Consider the following 18,985-nt stretch of genomic DNA (forward strand, 5'->3'; position numbering starts at 1 on the left):
GCCGATTGCGGCCTAGGAACTATGCAGTGTATTTTTGAATTTGAATCAACCTCAACCATCAGTTAATTATACGATATATTTTTTTAAAAAATAGTGGATTTGTATTGCAAATTGACCTGTAGAAATTCAGTTTTAAATTCATCTTGGTGGTAAACCCGGTAATCCTCTTAAAGGGAAAAAATCCATACGATTTAAGCATTTTATACAGTTGACTTTCCTTCTCCATATCAAAGTCAGAACTAATAAAATCTAAAAACAGCATCTGATTAAACCTGTCTATGGCTTTTTCCAATCCATTTTTAAAGGACGAATTTTCCTTTAATTTATCTCTGAATCTTTGCACACTATTGGCCACCTCTAGCATTGATAAATAAAAAAAATGGCGATCGGAAGGATTTATGCTATTTACGGCCGAGTTTAATCTTTGCCTGTAATTAACCAATATAAGATCAATTGTCTTTACTAAAGTTGCATGATACATTAGACGGGGAAAAAATGCTGCATCTTGCATTTTATAAGGAGTTAGAAAAGTTATGTTGTTTTTTAGCAACAAGTCCTTTCTAATGATAAACTGCCACACATAGTTGAACCGCAAATTCTGAAGGTAAAACTGCTCGCCTGACATACTTATTGACTTCTCAAAAACAGGTTTCAGATTTAACCAATCATGTTTTCTTCCCGCTTCATCTACCAGGTCAAACCCAAAGCTTAACACATCTTCCTCACTATTTTTTACAATTTGAAGAGCTTTGGAAAATTGAACAGTATTTATAAAATCATCCCCATCCACAAACCATACGTACTCCCCATCCGCTTTTGAAAGACCCAAATTCCTGGCCGCTCCTACTCCTTTGTTTTCTTGGTAAAAGTATTTGACTTGTGAATTTGAATTCGAAAATTGTTTAATAACCTGCGCTGTTTTATCACTCGACCCATCATCAACAACAATTAATTCATAGCAATCGGAATCAAGCATTAATGACTCTATACATTCCCCAATGAAGTTTTCTAGATTATAAGCTGATATGATTACGCTTAGGATCATCTATATTCTAATACCTTTGGGTAAGGGGTTGTTGCCCTTGTAAAAGTATCGGGCCCCAATTTTCAAATAGGTAGAAGGGCCCATTTGCATAAGACTAATAAGTTTGCTTTTATACACAAAGGCAAACATCTCAAAACCTACTCTTGACGACCGGGAAACAATCGTAACCATCCTTTTTTTCAGTTCTATCTCCAATTCATTTGAGTAGGCTAAACCTGTTGCAAGCGCCTTTTCAAGGATAAAAAAAATTAACTCTTCAACCTCTCTTAATTCGGAAAGGGAGGTGCAGGATTCCTCGTAACAAATTTTTCTGAGGGCCTTCAAACTTCGGCCAGGTATGCAAATCCCATTTCTATTAAAAAATTCCTGGGTGATGGTAGTGCTGTTAGCTCGCTGGGTTTCCAAAAACAAAAAAGTCACCTGTTTACTGTGGATTCTATAATATAGAACAGGGTCTGAAACATTTGCTAAAAGGCCAAATTGCGACAACTTCAACCAAAACTCCTTATCTTCAGCGTAATAAAACCTCTCCTTATATTCTAGTTGATTTTCTTTTACCACAGAAGTACGAATAATTGCACTGGGATGATGTATTGAGGTATTAAATATAGATTGAATAAAAAGCCGATTTGTATCTGTAACTGCCTTAATTAACTGTGGCTTTCGGGTACTTTCCTCAAACAGATTAATTCTGCTGCCTCCGCATACTACTACTTCTGGATGAGCTTCCATATAGGCAACTTGTTTCGCAAGTCGATCTGGCATAGAAATATCATCCGCATCCATCCGGACTATATATTTGCTAGTTATGCTTTTTAGCCCAAAATTGAGACATTCAATATATCCCAAATTCCGGCTATTTTTAATATACCTAATTCGGGGGTCATTAAAAGAGTTTATTATTTCTCCGCTATTGTCTGTACTTCCATCATTTATAATCAAAAAATCAAAATCTGTAAAAGTCTGGTTAAGTATAGAGCTAATAGTCTCAGGCAGCCAGGGTGCCACATTATAGACTGGCATCAGAACAGTAACTAATGTCATAAAAAAATAAAGAAATAAAAGGTGCTACTACATGTAACACCTATATAATTTATTCTGCAATTTTCAAAATATATTGCCCATAAGTACTTTTTGCTAACGGTGTACCTAATTCCCTTAATTCATCCTTCGAAATATACCCCATCCTGTAGGCAACCTCTTCTATACAGGCAATTTTCAAACTTGTTCTTTTCTCGACAGCCTTTACAAATTCAGTAGCCTCACTCATCGATTCATGGGTACCGGTATCCAGCCAGGCATATCCCCTGCTCAATTTTTGTAGTTTTAGATTTTTGTCATCTAAATACATCTGGTTAATGGCGGTAATTTCTAGCTCCCCTCTCTCTGAAGGCTTAATCTGCTTCGCGTATTGAACTACATTGTTTGGATAGTAATATAGGCCGACCACTGCATAATTGGACTTCGGATTTGTTGGCTTTTCTTCGATACTCAAAACATTGCCATTGTCATCAATTTCGGCTACCCCATATCTTTCAGGATCCTCCACATAATATCCAAACACCACTCCTTTTTTCTCCGATGCGGCTACTTTGGCGGAATTGGTAAGCAAGCCCGGTAAGCCTGCACCATAGAAAATGTTATCACCTAGAACCAAGCAGACATCGTCATCGCCTATAAATTCTTCTCCAATAATAAAAGCCTGGGCCAAACCATCCGGAGAGGGCTGCTCGGCATAGCTTAATTTAATTCCTAATTGACTTCCGTCACCTAATAACTTTTCAAAGCCTGGTAAATCATGAGGCGTGGATATAATCAGGATTTCCTTGATCCCCGACAACATAAGCACCGATAGCGGATAATAAACCATGGGCTTGTCGTAAATAGGCATCAACTGCTTACTTACGGATATGGTAAGGGGGTGTAATCGCGTGCCAGAGCCTCCAGCTAAAATAATTCCTTTCATCAAGTTTCGTTTATATGCCTCGGCATATGGTAATTAGATTAAAACAGCCCAAAATTAGCATATTTTAGGAGACTTTCCACTTTGGCACCAATTCAAAAACTTTTACGAAATATTTGAACATCAATAAACCGAGGTAAGTCCTAATACCATTTTCCTTGCACCCTCTAATGATTTCCTTGTTTAAAATGTAATTGCTGACAATGGATCGGTTGCTCACCCCACCCGTTCTCATTACCACCATATCTACAGGAACATACCGGTATGGGAGCTTGTGTTTGTAAAGAAATCTAGTCAGCAGCTCATAATCCGCCGCTATTTTATAGTCTGTTTGATAATAACCGAATTCCTCAAACCATATTTTCCTTGTAAAAAAAGTGGGATGGGCAGGCATGAAACCATACCGAAATTTTGAAGGGTTGAAGAATTTGGAACTGTAATACCGCACGGTTTTATTTAGCTTTTTAGGATTCACAAAGCTCACGTCACCAAATACCGCCTCTGCATTTGAATTGGAAAATTCCTTTGCAATTTGGCTTACAACCGTCTCATCCTTATAAAAATCATCGGAGTTCAAAATCCCTACTATTTCACCCGAGGCCATTTTTATACCTTTGTTCATCCCATCATAAATCCCTTTATCGGGTTCTGAGATCCATTTTAACCTGGGATCCTCAAATGACTTAAGTATCTCCACTGTCCCGTCCCAAGAATTTCCGTCGATTACGATATATTCCAAATCATGATAATCTTGGGCAAGTACCGAATTAATGGTGTCCTTAATAGTCCGGATACTATTGAAGCTGACCGTGACAACGCTAATCTTCATAACTTCAAAAGTTTAAAAGTCTATATTATGCTCTTTCAAAAAATATGTTTTAATGGCTTCTGTGTCTTTACCGTATTTGATCCTTACTTCCAATAATAACACGTCCACCAAAGTCCTATACCACCACCCCTGCATGAAATGCCATACAAAGCCCTCCTTGCCGTCTAAAAAACCTAACTGAATAAAGTAGCGATAAAAAAAGTATAAGAAGGCTCGGAAGAAAAGTGGTAATTTGTTGTAGACAACCTTTTCGGTGGTCTTTCGCTTTAAAGTATCATCCTGCACCCTTAAATCTGGGTTGCGGAAACTAGCCGAGAGCAAATCAATGGCTTCCTTAGTTGCATATTGATTATGTTTTGCAATCCACCAGCTGATATCATTTAAGTTTTCATCTACAAAAGCGCCTTTAAAGGTTGTAGTAGAGCCAGTTGGTACGACCATCCGCTCATCCATCCATTTCTGTTGGGAATATGCCTTTCCAGGTCTGAAAAGCCTCATGATTTTCACCCCATTTGCCCCACCTCTTTTAATGTGGCGACCCAGGAAAACCCTTTGCAAGGGCAAATAAACTCCATTTACATCGGAATCCAGGTGAGGCAACTTAATTTTCATTTCTTCAATAAGCTCATCGGTCAGGTATTCATCAGCATCCATCCTAAGTATCCAATCACCTTCAAAGGGCAACGTAGCCAGTGCCCAATTCAATTGTTTGGCGTGGCTGTTTTCCCATTTTCTTTGGTAGAACTTTACTGAATTTTGTTTGGCTATATGACTGGTATTGTCAGTCGAAAAGGAATCAACTACATGAATGTCGTTGGAAATGGATTTGGCACTATCCAGACACCTTTGAAGATGAATTCCCTCATTAAAAGTCAATATGACAACACTGATTTTCAACCTACCAATTGTCTGATTTTTATAAACTTTGCAGGATTCCCCCCTACTACTGACCACCCTTCCACGTCTTTAAAAACAGCCGCCCTCGCTCCTACCACTGCCCCTTGGTGAATGGTCACCCCGGGTCCAATAAATGCATCGGCGGCCACCCAAACTTGATCCTTAATCGTAATCGGGGAAATTATCAGAGGATGGTGCGCTAAAGTAATGTCGTGCGTAGCAGTGCATAGATATGCTTTTTGAGAAACTGTTGAGTTTTTGCCAATTCTGACACATCCTGGATTATAACAGTCCACATTGGGACCAAGACAGGAAAAAGGTTCCATAATCAAATTCCAAGGTGCCCAAACGCGCGCATTGGCACTAACAGTCGCCTTATATGATACACTTGCACCGAATAAATTAAAAATAAACACCCTATAGGAATTGAATAGCCCCAAGGTAAATGGCCTAATTAATAATAGATGAACTATGGTCCACAATAGCCTACCCACTTTATTGCCAAAACTTAACCTGTTTTGGTATTTGGATAAATCTACCTCTATATTGTTTATTTGCTCAATCATTAATGAAGTTTTACAAATGCAGGCGGTATAGTTTCTTTATTCATCACCCAATTATATAAATCTTTCATATTGTCGGCCACAGCAGCTTGGCTGTATTTATTTCTAACCAACTTTTGTCCTGAAATGCCCATTTGGATTCTTTCTGCCTCCTTTTGATGGTAGGCTTTCAATATGTAAGATTTGAAGTTTGATGGCTCATTATCCACCCACCATCCACAGCCAAATGTTTCCAAGTCCTCCCACGGCGTCCCTTTGGAAGCAATCACTGGAACTCCTTTGGATAATGCTTCGGTTACCACCATTCCAAAATTCTCAGACTTGCTAGGCAAAAGAAGGTAGTGGAAAGAGGAGATCATTTCATCTTTCTCCTCACCGTCCAGAAATCCCGAAAAAATAATATTTTTCAATTTCTCTTTAGCCACCAAACTTGTAAGCTTGCGCTTATATTTATTATTCCCATTGCCCACAATCACCAATTCTACACTTTCCTCATCCAGTTCATTCATCAATAATCTCCAGGAAAAAATTAACCCTTCAATATTTTTAATAAAATTGAGCCTCCCCACAAATCCAAATCGAACTTTTTCCCTGCATTTTTCTTTAAGCGTTTTATATTCAGGCGGAAGAGAGATCGGATTGGGGATTATTGCAACGGGATTTTTAAAATTCAATGACCTGATGACCTTGTATTCCTCCTCACACGTGGCGTGCAGAACTGCGGCACTGGCCAAATCCTTGTTTTGAAAAAGCATGGATGCTACCGTCTTCACTGCTTTGGAGTGATTCAGCGCTGAAGGATACAGCATGCCCCTAAGGGTAAAAACAAAGGGTTTATTGGTTTTCATGGCCTGCCTGGCCGCGGCATGGGGCAAAAACTCCCACAGACCATGAATATGAAAAATATCAAATTGCTTGTGGTTATATTTTAAAAACTTGATAGCTGACAACGAATACTCCCATCTTGGAAACATAGAGTAAGGAAGCTTCCAGATAAAAACTTCCTCTGAAATCAATTTTTCGTTTTCATCCCTAGGGGCAAAAGTCAGCATTTCGATATTCAACCCGATTTGCTGAAGCCCTTTCACCAAAGTAAAAGAACTTAAGGAGGGCCCACCGGAACGTTTATTCAAGGTGGAAATAACATGTAAAACTTGCATAAAAAAGTGAATATTAAAGCCAAGGGGCCTCTGTCAGGTCCTCGGAACCTTCAAAAATATGTTCAATAATTTTTTCAAAATACATAGAGACCACCGGACCTGAAATTGTGGAAACGGCCCAATTTTGAATGGCCACCCTTGATTCATTTTCTAATGGACCATCCTGCAATGACTTTCGAAAAACCGACTCAAACGATTCTGGAAAAAATGGATCAAATACCAACCCAGCCTCATTTTTGGCCACTAACACACTGGCCCCACACCGGTTGCTCACCAGCACTTTCATGCCCGACATCAGTGCTTCATTGACCACCGCCCCCCAGCCATCGAAATAACTAGGCAGGATTAAATAGTCATGGGTTTTCATAAGGCCAAAAACTTCAGTATTGGAAACGCTTCCGGAAAAATGGAAGTTGCCAACAGGTTCCAGCAGAGCCTTAACCTCGTTTTCCAAAGGTCCACCACCTAAAACTGTGAATCTTTCAACTTTTTCAGAAAATTTACAAACGGTTTTTATAATGGGTACTATATTCTTCCTTTTGATTAGAGCGCCCACGTAGAGGTAGCTAGGCTTATTTTTATTCTCTTGACCAAAATCCAAGACATTATCAGGTTCTTCAGTAAAATATCCCCAATCATAAATTTTTGCTTCAGGAAAACCCAATTTGATAAAAGACCTTTTAGCTGTTAATCCAGTGGCCAAAATGCCACGAATGTGTTTTTCATACTTCCGAAACAACAAGGTATATTTAATGAACCTCAGCTGACCTTTAAAACCCTCGAGATTAACGGTTTCTAGGTAAACAAGTATCCTACTCTTTAGCCCCACGGCCAACTTAAATGCCTCAAATACAAATGGAAAAGCGTCTATACCGCCAAAAACATGTATGGCCTCTGGATGGGATCTGAAGACCTGCTCAACTTCAGATTTAGATGGAGCAACTCGGACTTCCACATTTCCAAAATCAGGTGCAATCCAACCCAAATCCTTCCTGTTTTCACTAAAGTCCTTATTTACCAATAACATCACCTTATGTGTTTTTGCAATGTTCTTGGTGAATGCGGACTGATGAATGCTTAATGCGTACTGCCAAAAAATTAAGGTTTTCATATGCTATAAAATCTGCACTTTGCCAGTTTGCTTAAAAAGTTCAATATTTCCCAATAAGAGCCAGAGGTAAAAAAACATAACTCCACCAGAAGAAAGCAAGTAGCCTTCTGCCAACATATGAATTGAGAAGAATACCAAGAGGCTTCCCAGAACACCAATATTTAAGACATCAGTCTTATTCCTAATTACAAAAATTATATAGGATACTAAAATACCCACCAGCATCAGAAACCCTAAAATACCTGTCATAGATAAAGTCGCTAAAAATGAGCTGCCGGGTTCTATTTTCCCATCATCATCTTTTTTCTTTTTAGCATTGTACTTCAAATGGGCAAATCCAACCCCAAAGATTGGGGATTCGTAGAACTCCAAAAAACGGGCATCCCATATTGCCCTTCGGGTGGATACTAAATCACCTTTTTTCTCACTCTGATGCATCTTATCCTGAATTCCCTCGGCATAAGAAAGCCATAATGGGCTCGAGAATATCAATAAGCCTGAGATCAATATTATTTTGGTGAAAAACCTAGACAGCCTATCTTGATAAATCTTATAAAAAAAGAATATAAGTGCCCCTATACAAGCCAAAATAGCCGTTCTCGAACTAGCAAGCAATAGACTAAAAAATGAAGAAGCCATACAGACTTGATACAAAAGTAGCCAGTTTTTTCGTGGTCGACAGCTGATTTTCTCATTATAATAAAGGTACAATGCCAAAACCATTGAAATGGCTGCCATAGGTCCAAGTATCATCGTGTGAACAAATAAACCGCTCCAACCTCCTCGTCCTTCCGCAACACCCATTGGAACAATTTTAGTTAAAAAGCTGCTCGACCCAAGGATCAGAATAAATAAATTCACTTTACTAAAGGTAAAATATCTAAAGGCAAAGAATTTTGGAGAAGAAATAAATGGGCCCAACAAGCCAACCATAATTATGAAGGAAACCAACCTAAACCAAGGTTGAAATTGTGAAGGGATAGTATTCATCATGATGCTTACTACCGCAAAAAACAGAAATCCGCTAAGGAAAATATTCAGCTTATCTATCCCCCCAGAAAAAAGCAACATGATAAAAAATAGTCCACAGATCCCGTAATAAATACTTTGATTTACCTCCGGACTAATGATTAAAACTTGATTGATGCCTATTGCTCCAACAAAAAATGCAGAATACTTGATGAGTTTATTCACAACCTAAAAATCTAGATTAACTGTTTTATAAGTTTGGCGGGGACTCCGCCTATCAATGAATTGTCAGGAAATGAACCCTTCACTACCGCACCAGCAGCTACTATACATTTGTTACCAATAGAAGTCCCCGGCAAAATGATAGCCCCTGCTGCAATCCAGCTACCATCCCCTATGTTAATAGCTTCTTGAGTGCCTTTCCCCGCAATTCTCTCGCCCGACATATTAATTTGATGAGAACCCGTGGTGAAAAATACGTTTGGGGCAATGTCCACATTTTTCCCTATTACTATATTACAGGCGCTTATAATATGACTATTATGGCCCACCCATGTGTGGTCCCCAATACTCAGTTCGCCAATTCCTCTGATTTGCACCGATGAGCAGATCCTCACGCCCCTACCAATTGTCGCCCCTGCAATTTTATAAAGCTTATTCTTTAGCCCAAATAGCCTCGTTTCGGGAATCAAGGGCATGAATAGGTTAATTATATATTGTATTCCGGAACGCATTTCACTACTTCATAAAAAATGGATTCATATTGCTTACCAATCTCTTCGGCCGTAAAATTTTTGGAATAGGACAAGGCTCTCTGACTCATTTGCGCCAAATCTAACTGAATTATTTCATTCATGGCTGCAGCTAGAGATTGGGGGCTTTCGGTTTCATAAAATATAGCTAAACCACGGTCAGAAAGAATTTCGGCTGTCACAGGAATAGTAGAGGCAACAATTGGCAAACCGCAACTCATGGCTTCTACCTGCACAATTCCAAACCCTTCACTTCTAGAACTAAAAACAAAGACAGAAGCAGCCGCCAAATGCGCCTGAACGTTGTTAGTGTAAGGGTGAAAACTAACGCGTTGCGACAATTTGTACTCAGCAACTTTTTCCTGCAACTCTGCCTTCATAGGTCCATCTCCTATAATTTCTAAGGACCATTCCGAATTTTTTTCAGCGAAAATTTTAAACCCCTCAACTAATATGTCAAATCCCTTATGGTGCGCACATCTTCCTAGCGCAATAAATTTCTTATTTGTCAACCCGGTGATCTGATCATAGGCCATGTCATGTGCATTATAAACCTTAACCGTATCAAGGCCTAACTTCTCTGCAAAACATCTCCTATCATCATCAGAAAGCACAATTAGCCTATCTAATTTGCCAAGAAGGTGTTGGAATATCCATTCGTGATTATAATTTCCTCTTGAAGGACTACCGAAAAAGTGCTCATAAGACGCTTGGATCACCCCAATCATGGGAACTTCTACTTGGTCTTTAACCGATGCCATCCAAAAATCACTACCATTATCAAATCCAATTACAAGGTCAAACTTGTTTCTATAATTAAAGTCTATTAGAAAATCCCTCTGCTTTTTGAGAAACATTAATTTTTTATAACTCTTTACACGTCTTCGGTTGAAAAATCCTTTTTTGGCGATATAATTAAAAAAATTTCTGATCACCTTCCTAGGTAGACTTAACTCATGGATGGTGACGGGGATTTCTTCAGGAATATTATAAATGTTCCCATCGGATTTTCCCGAGGTCACTAAAATATGAATATCATGTCTTTTGCATAGTTCCTTGGCCATTGTAGCAGTAATCCTCTGCATTCCGCCATGGGTAAAAACGCTATAGGTAACAAGGCAAATTTTCATCAGGTCAGCTTATGATAAAAATAGGAGCATTTACTAAACATGATTGGGAAATTTTTAATCCAAAGTAATTTCCCAAAACTTCTTACACCCATCCCCTGCCAGTACTCAAGAAATGAGACCCTATTTAACATTTTTATTTCCGCCTTGATATTAGGTAATAAACACCTGTCATGAAGGTAATTACTATACTGCTGAAGGAAATATTCATTCAGACACTTTCTGTAGGAATCGTTTTTTGGCAAACTATCTCTGAAGACTTTTAGGGATCTAAATATGTCTATCCAGCTTTTTGTTTTTTTGGGACTAAAGCTGCTCATGATTGACCCTGGTCTAACCTGGTAAACATACACAGTCGAATGAAGAATTTTTAAACTGTGTATATAATAAAGCAGCTTCGGTGTATGCTCGTTATCTTCATGAATCACTCCCTCAAGCCAGAAAAGGTCATTAGTCAATAAAATTTCCCTTTTGGTAATATATCTCCAAGAACATAAAAAATCACCAGGCCTGTTTGAAAAATAATCAACGCCGGTATAAGTCTTATATTCATCAAAAGTCTTGTTTAAAGGGGAAGAAGAAATCAGTTTTCCTTCAGGAGTGCATCTAGCGAAATTAATAACCAAAGCATCAACGTTAGTTTCATTCAAGTTTTGGAAAACCAATTTTAGACTTCCTTCCACGATTATATCATCACTATCTATAAACCATACGTATTTTCCTATAGCATTTCTCAAACCTGTGTTTCGAGCACCACTTAACCCTTTATTTGGTTGATTTATAACCTTGACATTATTATGAATTTTAGAAAATCTCTCCGCTATTTTCCCAGAATTATCGGTGGACCCATCATTTATGACCAACACTTCATACAAACTAGGGTTGATTCCTTGGTTAAGAATACTATTGAGGCAACTTCCCAAATAGTTTTCTACATTATATGTGGGCAAAACAATTGAAAGTATCATCAACCTAGAATGTTCTCAATTTCACGCATGGTTTTCTTTTCATCAAAGATTTTGGCTCTTTCTAAAGATTTCACCTCATATTCCTCAAATAATTCGGGAGTATCAATTAGTTGTTTGATCGAACTGAATATTGCGTAGGATTCATGGTAAGTAATGATACCAAACTCATTATCACCCAATATTTCTCTAGAACCAGGGCTCGAAGTACATACTACAACTTTACCCAAACATATAGCCTCACATACAGACAATGGATAGCCTTCTGTAATTGAAGTGTTGAGGTATAAATCTGCTGCCTTAATATAGGGGTAAGGGTTGTGTTTATACCCTAAAAATTGAACCTCAGAAGTAAGATCCAAATTTTGAACTTGAGCTTTTAAATCTGCTTCTAATTCACCTTCACCAATAAGCCAAATTTCAAATTCATATCCTTCATTTTTCAAAAACTTAGCTACTTCAATTAATCTATAAAACGCTTTCTGAATTTCAAGTCTCCCTACGGATACAATGGTAAACTTTGATTTAGAAACCTGAAACTCCTCACTTTTATATAAAATTTCTGACCGGGGGATCAGGTTAGATTGAACAAGTTGCTTGTTTTTTGGAACTCCAAACATTTCATTAAATTCCAGCATAGATTCTTTACTGACGAATATGATCTGATCATAGGAGTTGTAAAAGCGGGATTCTTCCGAGACACTCTCAAATAGCGAGGAGGTATAATGATTGTTCTTTAAGTCAGTATGTACCCAAGCTATTCTTTTATTACGGTTATTTTTATATCTCAAATACTTGGTGGATAGTCCCTCCATAAATGCCACTTCGAGATCATAGGTTTCATTAAACCTTATATTGATAAAAATCTTGGTTAGAAAATCGACACCAATTTTATTGGGCCATTCAAAAATTATTTTATTCAATAATCTGGAAAAAAATGGATTCTCAGGCATCAAATAAATCAACTTAACCTGGGAGGGTATTTTATTGATATGTACTCCGCTTGGGAACACTAAACCTAAGGTAATTTCATACCTATCAAAATTTATTCGCCTCAAAATATCAATTAGCACTTTCTCAGCGCCTCCTCCCCTAAGTGTGTTAATCAGAATAAAAATAGTCCTCTTGGTTTTCATTTAACCACGGTTATATTTCTTGCAAAGCTACCATGTTTTTAAAAGTAACTGAATCATTCACCAGTTCATAAAACTCCCCTGTTCCCATTATTTTTCCTTTTTGAAGCAATACCACTCTATCTGCATTCTTCACAGTACTTAATCTATGGGCTACAATCAAAATTGTATACTTTCCTTTTAGAGCCTCAATGTTCTGTTGAATTGCCTTTTCTGTCTCGGAGTCCAATGCTGAGGTGGCCTCATCCATAATAAGGATTTCAATATCTTTGTAAAGTTCCCTTGCAATTGATAACCGTTGCTTCTGCCCTCCACTCACCATTATACCATTACTTCCTAAATGGGAATACTCTTTCTCAGGCAGGCTTCGCACAAAGTCCGCAATTGAGGCTTTCTCCAATGCTTTCCAAAACTTCTGTTTATTTTCACGATTATCCTCAGCCCAAAATGTTATGTTATTAAAAATTGTATCGTCAAAAATCACAGGCTCCTGAGTGATGTATCCTACGTTGAGTGCAAAACTTCTGATATCAATTTGAGCTCTGTCAATGCCATCCACCAATATATTCCCACTTTCAGGTGCCATTAATCCGGCAATGATATTGACCAAAGTTGTTTTTCCGCTTCCGCTCTCTCCTACAAAAGCAACCGTTTCATTCTTACGTATAGTCAAATTAATATCCGTAAGAATTGGCGTGATACCATAATGAAAGTTCAAGTCTTTGAGCACAATACTATTTTCTAAGGAATGACTGGATATGTCTCCAAATCTTTCTTTACCCTCTCTAAGCTCTTTCATAAACGCAGTCATATTGTTAAGCGAACCGGTAGTCCCAATGAATGCATTATAAGTATTTTGGAGCCCCATCAGATAAGCCAATGCCCTATAAAAAAACAATAAACTTAATAAAATCACCCCCATGTTGGTACCAAACCAATTGAGTTGTATTAGAATAACAATGGCCACAATGCTCACCACCAATGGCTCCCTGGCCCCACTTAAGATAGCTCCATACTTACCAATCTTCATGGAACTGTCTTCGATCTTGACTATGGTTTCCTTTAGCTTTTTCCCAAAAGCATACACCAAACCTGTTGCTTTTAAATATTTGAAAAAAGCGACTTTTTGTACGAGTAAACCCTGAAACTCATGTGCGTCCTCTGTAATTTTGGCTGAGAGCTCTTTTGTTTTTTTGTAAATTTTGCCGTACAAAAAGTTAGTGGCAACACCACCCAATACTACCAATAAAGCGAAATGCGGATTGGCGAAAAATGCTAAAGTAGCATAGACCGAAACCATAATCACGGCCTGGATGGTATGAAAGTAATAAATATAGGATTGGAGAACCTGCCCCACTTCACCGGAAAATGTATTCTGAATTCTTCCCGAGTCTGCCAAAACGAATGATTTGTAATTAAAATCTGCTAGACTATCTATATTTTCAAATCGCATTTTGGTAATGAAATACCGGCGGAGAATCACAGAATAATATTCAGAACAAAAATAAAACAGGCCTTTCATCGAAAAGAAAAAAACCAAAACTATTAATACAGCTCCTACACCCGTGCCCAAACCTATGCCATCCATCCAATCCAAAAGAAACCCGAGATTTCCCAAGCCTTCAGATGAGGCTTGTCCATCAGTCGACTCCAAAAGTGGCAAGAACATTGCAATACCCAACCCGTCCATCAATCCTACAGATAAGCTTAATGCCAGGGCAATAAATATTCTGTAACGAAGATGTTGGTAAAAATAAGCAAATGAAGAAAAGTACTTATAAAACAATTTTTTTAATCTACTCATCAGATAAATCTTACTCGTAAAAACTTAGTATAGTGCATTTGTAACTATCACTTAAAAACACGGCTTCGCCCGGTCAGCCCCATTAAAAAGCTTAGCAACAGCTACTTATAAAATTAATTAAAATATAACGCGTACTAAAAAATACTCTTATGCTGGGTCCTTTATCAGCTTTTTGGATTTACTTTCACTTTCATCCCCGTAATAGCCTGAAGCATATCCGGATCGTACGTCATCGCAATCATTGTAAACAATATATAGTGCGGGGGAATTGGTCTTGTCTAAAGTATCCTTACAGGCTTCCATAGCTTCCAAGGATGTCTGGTTTTGTCGAACCACAAACAATCCGGCATCACACAGAGACATGATGTCCAAGGTTTCCGCGACCACCCCCATCGGTGGAGTATCAAAAATTATGGTATCAAATTGCTCATGAAGAGCAGCTACAAAAGTTCTAAATTTCTGAGTCAAGATTAATTCAGCTGGATTAGGTGGAATAGGTCCCGCTAACACCACATATAAATTCTCATACTCTGTAGCCGTAACTACTTCTTCATAACTATTTTGCCCAATTAGGTAGGATGTTAATCCCACTTTATTGGACATATTAAAAGACTCATGCAACCGCGGCTTTCTCAAGTCAACACCAACTATTACTGTCTTTTTTCCGCTTAGGGCAAAAATAGATGCTAAATTTACAGCCGTAAAAGTTTTGCCATCTTTGGGCTGGGCTGAGGTGACATAGATTGTTTTCATGTCCCTTTCAGGAAATAAATATTTAAAATTGGCCCTGATAGAACGGTAAGATTCCGTCACATGGGATTTGGGAAAATTGTATACAGCCAACTCTCCATTTACTTTGCTCTTTGGAACATTCCCAATTACCGGAAAACTAAAGTATTTTTTCACATCAGAAATAGATTCTACTTTGGTCCTGAAAAAATCCTTCAAAAATATGAACAACCCTGGAATCATAAGTCCCGCTATAATCCCAATAGCAAGATTGTGCTGCCGTTTTGGGAAAACTGTTTCCATTATTCTAGGCTCATCCAATATGTTGTTTTGGCTCTTAGTAGCAGCTTTGGAAATTGCTGATTCCGCTCTTCTCTGCAACAAATAATTGTATATCCCTTCGTTGATAGTAAACTTCCTTTGAATGGAGAGCAAGCGTCTTTCGGTAGCCGGCAAACTACTCACTTCAGCATTTACTTTTGCTATTCTGCGCTCCAAGTCACCACTTTGAGCTTTAGTATTGATCAAAAGATTTTTTAAATTTTCCTTAAGTGAGCGGATAACAATTCTTAGCTTTTCCTCCTCATTTTTCAGCCTTGAATTATCTTTTGTTAATGCCAGCCTCAATGTCGAAAGTTTGCCCTGTTGCTCCAACACTTTACTCACAAGCTGATTTAACACAGGCTCTGTAACACCTGCCAAAGAAGGGACCATCAACTCTTCAAATTTCTCCTCTTGGACATATTCATTCAAAGTATTGTAATACCTTAAATTCATATCTAAAATAGCCTTCTCCTGCTCAAGGTCGGCTAGCCTGCCATAAATAGAGGCACCTTCACTACTTAAGTCAAATATTTGATTATTCGTCCTGTAATTTTCCAATCTGTTTTCTATATGATTGAGGCTGTCTGTGATACCCGTCAATTGGGAGTCAATGAAATTGACAATATTTTCAGCTGTTTGGTTAGCTTGATCTAGCTCCTCCTGAATATACTGATTCATCAGAGCAGATAAATAAACCTTTGCTTTTTCAGGCGAAGAGCTAACCATCGATAATTTTATGATCGTACTTTCGTTTAGTGGCTCTGCAAAGCTTACCGCGTGAAGGTAATCTAAAACCAAATCATGGGTAGGTCTGAACCTTACAATCAACTCTCCTCTAAACTGCTGGTCGATAATAGAAAAAGTAAGAGAGCCAAATGGAGTCGAGCTTGGAACACCATCTTTCAACTTGGTCTTTAATTTTCCATCATTATAAGAGTAGGTTTTTGAAACGGGGTTATATATGGTGTAACTCTCTCCTTCGGTTTCTAAAAAAACGCCTTCATCTGTTACTGACAAAATAAGTGTAGCATTGGCTACATAAGGTTTATTTAGGTCAAGATTAACATTTACAGGTCCCGCCCTATATAAATCCAGCTCATCACCTAGTAGGTTTTTTTCTGAGATAGAAACATTAAAATCAAGCCCCTGTAAAGTACGTGCATGAAGGCCAAAGGACGATAAAATCCCTATCTCATTTTCAAGGTTGGTCCCCGTTTGAGGACCAAAATTTTCAAACAATACAGAATTCATATTTTCCTTGCCAAAATCACCGATCAATACGGATGATTCTACCCTGTATTGGCTAAAAAGAATGTCGTTTACTATATAAGTAATACCGAAGCCAAGGGCAGGGAATATTAAAAACAGATACCATTTGGCCATGAATTTCTTGAGCAAGGCCTGGAAATCATACCCATCTCCTGAGGATTCAAAAGGGTTGCCCGACGAGTTATTTTGAAAATTGTTTCTCATACCTTAGTCATTTAGAAAAATTGCATAGATAAATAACCCTGCCGACAGCAAAGTCATGAAAAGTTGAAAAGTTTGGACGCCAGTTTCTCCCCCACCAATTTCCCTGGCTTTGATGGGTTCGGCATATAATTGGTCATTTGGCTGGATAAAATAGAATGGCGAACTAATTATATTTCGGTCTTTCAAATTGACCCTATGGAGCTTAGTTCCTTCGGGGTATTGCCTCAAAACTAAAATCTCATCCCTTTTGGCCATGATGTTCAAGTCACCCGCATTGGCGATGGCCTCAAATATGGTAAGCCTATTTTGAAGAACTACAAAATTGCCTGCCATTCTAAATTCGCCAAAGGCAGCATATCTAATACCTCCGAGTTTTACCCTGACAAAAATTTCATCCTGAAAGTATTGCATCAAGTTTTTCTCCACCAGTTCCTTTATCTCATCGGTATTTAGTCCTTCTACAGACAGCTTCCCTACAAATGGTAGTTCGATCATCCCTGTTTTGTCCACGGTATACCCCGTCATATAATAGACATCACCTCCACCACCCCCCATAAAACCTCCCATACCCATCTGTCCTCCTGCTCCGGCCATGCCGGAGGCAAGGTTAAAGATTTCATTCACCTCCACATTCGTGGACCGGACCTGTACGTCGAGGATATCATCCTTTTGGATTCGATAGATAGGCAGATCATATGTCACAAGGGTTTCCTCCTCTATTTCTGGCTTGCCAGGAAGGTTTTGTAAATAGATGATCTTTTTGTTGGAGATGCAGCCAGTAAATACCGCTAAAATCAACAGGAAGGACGCTACTCGACAAAAATCAGTTCTCATAAAAATAATCTATAAACCTAAAAAACTACAAACAATACAAAATGCTTTTCGAATATACATTTTTGCATTTAACATGACAAGCATTTAAATAAAATCTTTTAAAATTTCATTTGACAACCACTGGGACTATAGGAAGTTGGGACATTTATAATTTTCCAGGAATTAGCCTGTATGGGATAAAAATAAAATAGTGAGTCTGAGAATCTCATACTGGGAAAATTTAAAAATCGAATTCCTACTGAATCCTATGAAGAGATTATTGCCCAAAAAAATACACCTGAGGGAAAATCTCTCTATATGATGACCTAAATATAAATGTAAAAAACAAAAAAGCCAATAATTTTAAATTATCGGCTTTTAAAATAATATTATTTCACCCTATCTCGCTCAAAGGTATCCATATGCCTACTTTTCTTAGTCTCGTAGATATCATCTATGGTGATCAAAATACCGGTCTCCTCTACTGCTCCAAACTCGTTATTCATACACGTCCCGAAGGTTTTCATGGACGAAGACAGGTTCATATAAGTGTTTATCAACGGTGGTATGTTTTCACCATATGCTCTTACTTTACTATTCAAAACCTTGTACCCCTCTTTATAATCAAGTCCTTTAAAAAGCTCTTCAAACCTGGACGGATCCGCATGGTAGCCCAAGGGTTTAAGAGGCCTCACCAATTCTTCCGGATCTGGGAAATAGTGGTTCATGAAATAGAGCAACAAGTCTCTTGCTTCTTTATTATAATGCGGGTACATAGTCACCTTACCAAAAAGGTACTTCACCTCTGGATTGAGCATCACAATAGCGCCAAGGCCATCCCACAGGTTGTCAAGAGAAAACAGGCCTTTTCTCTTGTCCTTGCTAGGCTGGTATTTGGGCTGAACAAATGATCTTCCCAACTCAATGGTGTATGGCAAAAAATCCTTGATAAACTTTTCCGAAAATTTAAACAGATGAGCAGTCGAAAGATTGAGCTTGCCATTTTGGCTCACGCCATTCTCACCACAGTTGATCAGTCTGTACCCAGCAATAATTTCTTGCTCTTCGGGGTTGTAAGCAATCAGTTGATCATAGCATCTTTCGTTTGTATCATTTTCATCGATATCATAAGGTAATCCAGTACCTCCCCCGGCTTGACGGAAAGTGATTTCTCTCAGCCTACCGATTTCCTTGACCACGTTTGGAGCATTGTGGTAGTTCACCAGATAAATTTCGTTGCTACCGTTATTGGTATATCTGAGAAATCTATCATGATTCAACTCGTCCTTTAATACTGCTTTATCTATAGGTGCTATAATTTCTTGCAT

General features: G+C 38.3%; 17 protein-coding genes. All 17 read right to left on the reverse strand.

Features of this window, described 5'->3' with window-relative positions; all coding sequences use genetic code 11:
- Positions 1-58 precede the first annotated feature (58 nt).
- Positions 59-1,045 carry a glycosyltransferase gene (locus KIH41_RS05045; RefSeq protein WP_213944058.1) on the reverse strand — a complete coding sequence of 329 codons (987 nt, stop codon included), beginning with the start codon at positions 1,043-1,045 and terminating at the stop codon, positions 59-61.
- Complete coding sequence (locus KIH41_RS05050; protein ID WP_214161744.1) at positions 1,046-2,089, reverse strand: glycosyltransferase family 2 protein; 1,044 nt, start codon at positions 2,087-2,089, stop codon at positions 1,046-1,048.
- A 49-nt stretch (positions 2,090-2,138) separates the two neighbouring features.
- Positions 2,139-3,011, reverse strand: a complete 873-nt coding sequence (gene rfbA / locus KIH41_RS05055) for a glucose-1-phosphate thymidylyltransferase RfbA (protein ID WP_214161745.1) — start codon at positions 3,009-3,011, stop codon at positions 2,139-2,141.
- A gap of 64 nt (positions 3,012-3,075) precedes the next feature.
- On the reverse strand, positions 3,076-3,837 hold the full coding sequence (locus tag KIH41_RS05060) for a glycosyltransferase family 2 protein (protein WP_214161746.1): 762 nt from the start codon (positions 3,835-3,837) through the stop codon (positions 3,076-3,078).
- 12 nt (positions 3,838-3,849) lie between these two features.
- Positions 3,850-4,734, reverse strand: a complete 885-nt coding sequence (locus tag KIH41_RS05065) for a glycosyltransferase family 2 protein (protein ID WP_214161747.1) — start codon at positions 4,732-4,734, stop codon at positions 3,850-3,852.
- Complete coding sequence (locus KIH41_RS05070) at positions 4,731-5,300, reverse strand: LbetaH domain-containing protein (protein ID WP_213944053.1); 570 nt, start codon at positions 5,298-5,300, stop codon at positions 4,731-4,733. The genes KIH41_RS05065 and KIH41_RS05070 overlap by 4 nt, the downstream gene beginning before the upstream one ends.
- A complete protein-coding gene (locus KIH41_RS05075; protein WP_214161748.1) occupies positions 5,300-6,457 on the reverse strand; it encodes a glycosyltransferase in 1,158 nt (385 codons plus the stop codon). Before KIH41_RS05075 ends, KIH41_RS05070 begins: the two co-directional genes overlap by 1 nt.
- A 13-nt stretch (positions 6,458-6,470) precedes the next feature.
- Positions 6,471-7,568: a glycosyltransferase family 4 protein gene (locus tag KIH41_RS05080; RefSeq protein WP_213944051.1), complete on the reverse strand. Its 1,098-nt coding sequence runs from the start codon at positions 7,566-7,568 to the stop codon at positions 6,471-6,473.
- 3 nt (positions 7,569-7,571) lie between these two features.
- On the reverse strand, positions 7,572-8,762 hold the full coding sequence (locus KIH41_RS18265; protein ID WP_213944050.1) for an O-antigen ligase family protein: 1,191 nt from the start codon (positions 8,760-8,762) through the stop codon (positions 7,572-7,574).
- A gap of 11 nt (positions 8,763-8,773) precedes the next feature.
- A complete protein-coding gene (locus tag KIH41_RS05090) occupies positions 8,774-9,235 on the reverse strand; it encodes an acyltransferase (protein ID WP_214161749.1) in 462 nt (153 codons plus the stop codon).
- 11 nt (positions 9,236-9,246) lie between these two features.
- Entirely contained in the window at positions 9,247-10,419 is a 1,173-nt protein-coding gene (locus KIH41_RS05095) for a glycosyltransferase (RefSeq protein WP_214161750.1), read from the reverse strand.
- On the reverse strand, positions 10,419-11,384 hold the full coding sequence (locus tag KIH41_RS05100; RefSeq protein WP_213944047.1) for a glycosyltransferase family 2 protein: 966 nt from the start codon (positions 11,382-11,384) through the stop codon (positions 10,419-10,421). Before KIH41_RS05100 ends, KIH41_RS05095 begins: the two co-directional genes overlap by 1 nt.
- Complete coding sequence (locus tag KIH41_RS05105) at positions 11,384-12,517, reverse strand: glycosyltransferase (protein ID WP_214161751.1); 1,134 nt, start codon at positions 12,515-12,517, stop codon at positions 11,384-11,386. The genes KIH41_RS05100 and KIH41_RS05105 overlap by 1 nt, the downstream gene beginning before the upstream one ends.
- A gap of 10 nt (positions 12,518-12,527) precedes the next feature.
- Complete coding sequence (locus KIH41_RS05110) at positions 12,528-14,318, reverse strand: ABC transporter ATP-binding protein (RefSeq protein ID WP_214161752.1); 1,791 nt, start codon at positions 14,316-14,318, stop codon at positions 12,528-12,530.
- A 147-nt stretch (positions 14,319-14,465) separates the two neighbouring features.
- On the reverse strand, positions 14,466-16,844 hold the full coding sequence (locus KIH41_RS05115) for a GumC family protein (RefSeq protein WP_213944044.1): 2,379 nt from the start codon (positions 16,842-16,844) through the stop codon (positions 14,466-14,468).
- A 3-nt stretch (positions 16,845-16,847) separates the two neighbouring features.
- On the reverse strand, positions 16,848-17,678 hold the full coding sequence (locus KIH41_RS05120) for a polysaccharide biosynthesis/export family protein (RefSeq protein ID WP_214161753.1): 831 nt from the start codon (positions 17,676-17,678) through the stop codon (positions 16,848-16,850).
- A gap of 368 nt (positions 17,679-18,046) precedes the next feature.
- Positions 18,047-18,985 carry a GNAT family N-acetyltransferase gene (locus KIH41_RS05125; RefSeq protein ID WP_213944042.1) on the reverse strand — a complete coding sequence of 313 codons (939 nt, stop codon included), beginning with the start codon at positions 18,983-18,985 and terminating at the stop codon, positions 18,047-18,049.

Origin of the sequence: Litoribacter ruber (genome assembly GCF_018500185.1) — a bacterium.
GTDB lineage: Bacteria > Bacteroidota > Bacteroidia > Cytophagales > Cyclobacteriaceae > Litoribacter > Litoribacter ruber.

Coding starts and splice junctions, on each gene's coding strand:
- KIH41_RS05045 (WP_213944058.1), bottom strand. CDS start 1,045: ATGATCCTAAGCGTAATCATATCAGCTTATAATCTAGAAAACTTCATT.
- KIH41_RS05050 (WP_214161744.1), bottom strand. CDS start 2,089: ATGACATTAGTTACTGTTCTGATGCCAGTCTATAATGTGGCACCCTGG.
- rfbA (WP_214161745.1), bottom strand. CDS start 3,011: ATGAAAGGAATTATTTTAGCTGGAGGCTCTGGCACGCGATTACACCCC.
- KIH41_RS05060 (WP_214161746.1), bottom strand. CDS start 3,837: ATGAAGATTAGCGTTGTCACGGTCAGCTTCAATAGTATCCGGACTATT.
- KIH41_RS05070 (WP_213944053.1), bottom strand. CDS start 5,300: ATGATTGAGCAAATAAACAATATAGAGGTAGATTTATCCAAATACCAA.
- KIH41_RS05075 (WP_214161748.1), bottom strand. CDS start 6,457: ATGCAAGTTTTACATGTTATTTCCACCTTGAATAAACGTTCCGGTGGG.
- KIH41_RS05080 (WP_213944051.1), bottom strand. CDS start 7,568: ATGAAAACCTTAATTTTTTGGCAGTACGCATTAAGCATTCATCAGTCC.
- KIH41_RS05090 (WP_214161749.1), bottom strand. CDS start 9,235: ATGCCCTTGATTCCCGAAACGAGGCTATTTGGGCTAAAGAATAAGCTT.
- KIH41_RS05095 (WP_214161750.1), bottom strand. CDS start 10,419: ATGAAAATTTGCCTTGTTACCTATAGCGTTTTTACCCATGGCGGAATG.
- KIH41_RS05100 (WP_213944047.1), bottom strand. CDS start 11,384: ATGATACTTTCAATTGTTTTGCCCACATATAATGTAGAAAACTATTTG.
- KIH41_RS05105 (WP_214161751.1), bottom strand. CDS start 12,517: ATGAAAACCAAGAGGACTATTTTTATTCTGATTAACACACTTAGGGGA.
- KIH41_RS05110 (WP_214161752.1), bottom strand. CDS start 14,318: ATGAGTAGATTAAAAAAATTGTTTTATAAGTACTTTTCTTCATTTGCT.
- KIH41_RS05115 (WP_213944044.1), bottom strand. CDS start 16,844: ATGAGAAACAATTTTCAAAATAACTCGTCGGGCAACCCTTTTGAATCC.
- KIH41_RS05120 (WP_214161753.1), bottom strand. CDS start 17,678: ATGAGAACTGATTTTTGTCGAGTAGCGTCCTTCCTGTTGATTTTAGCG.
- KIH41_RS05125 (WP_213944042.1), bottom strand. CDS start 18,985: ATGCAAGAAATTATAGCACCTATAGATAAAGCAGTATTAAAGGACGAG.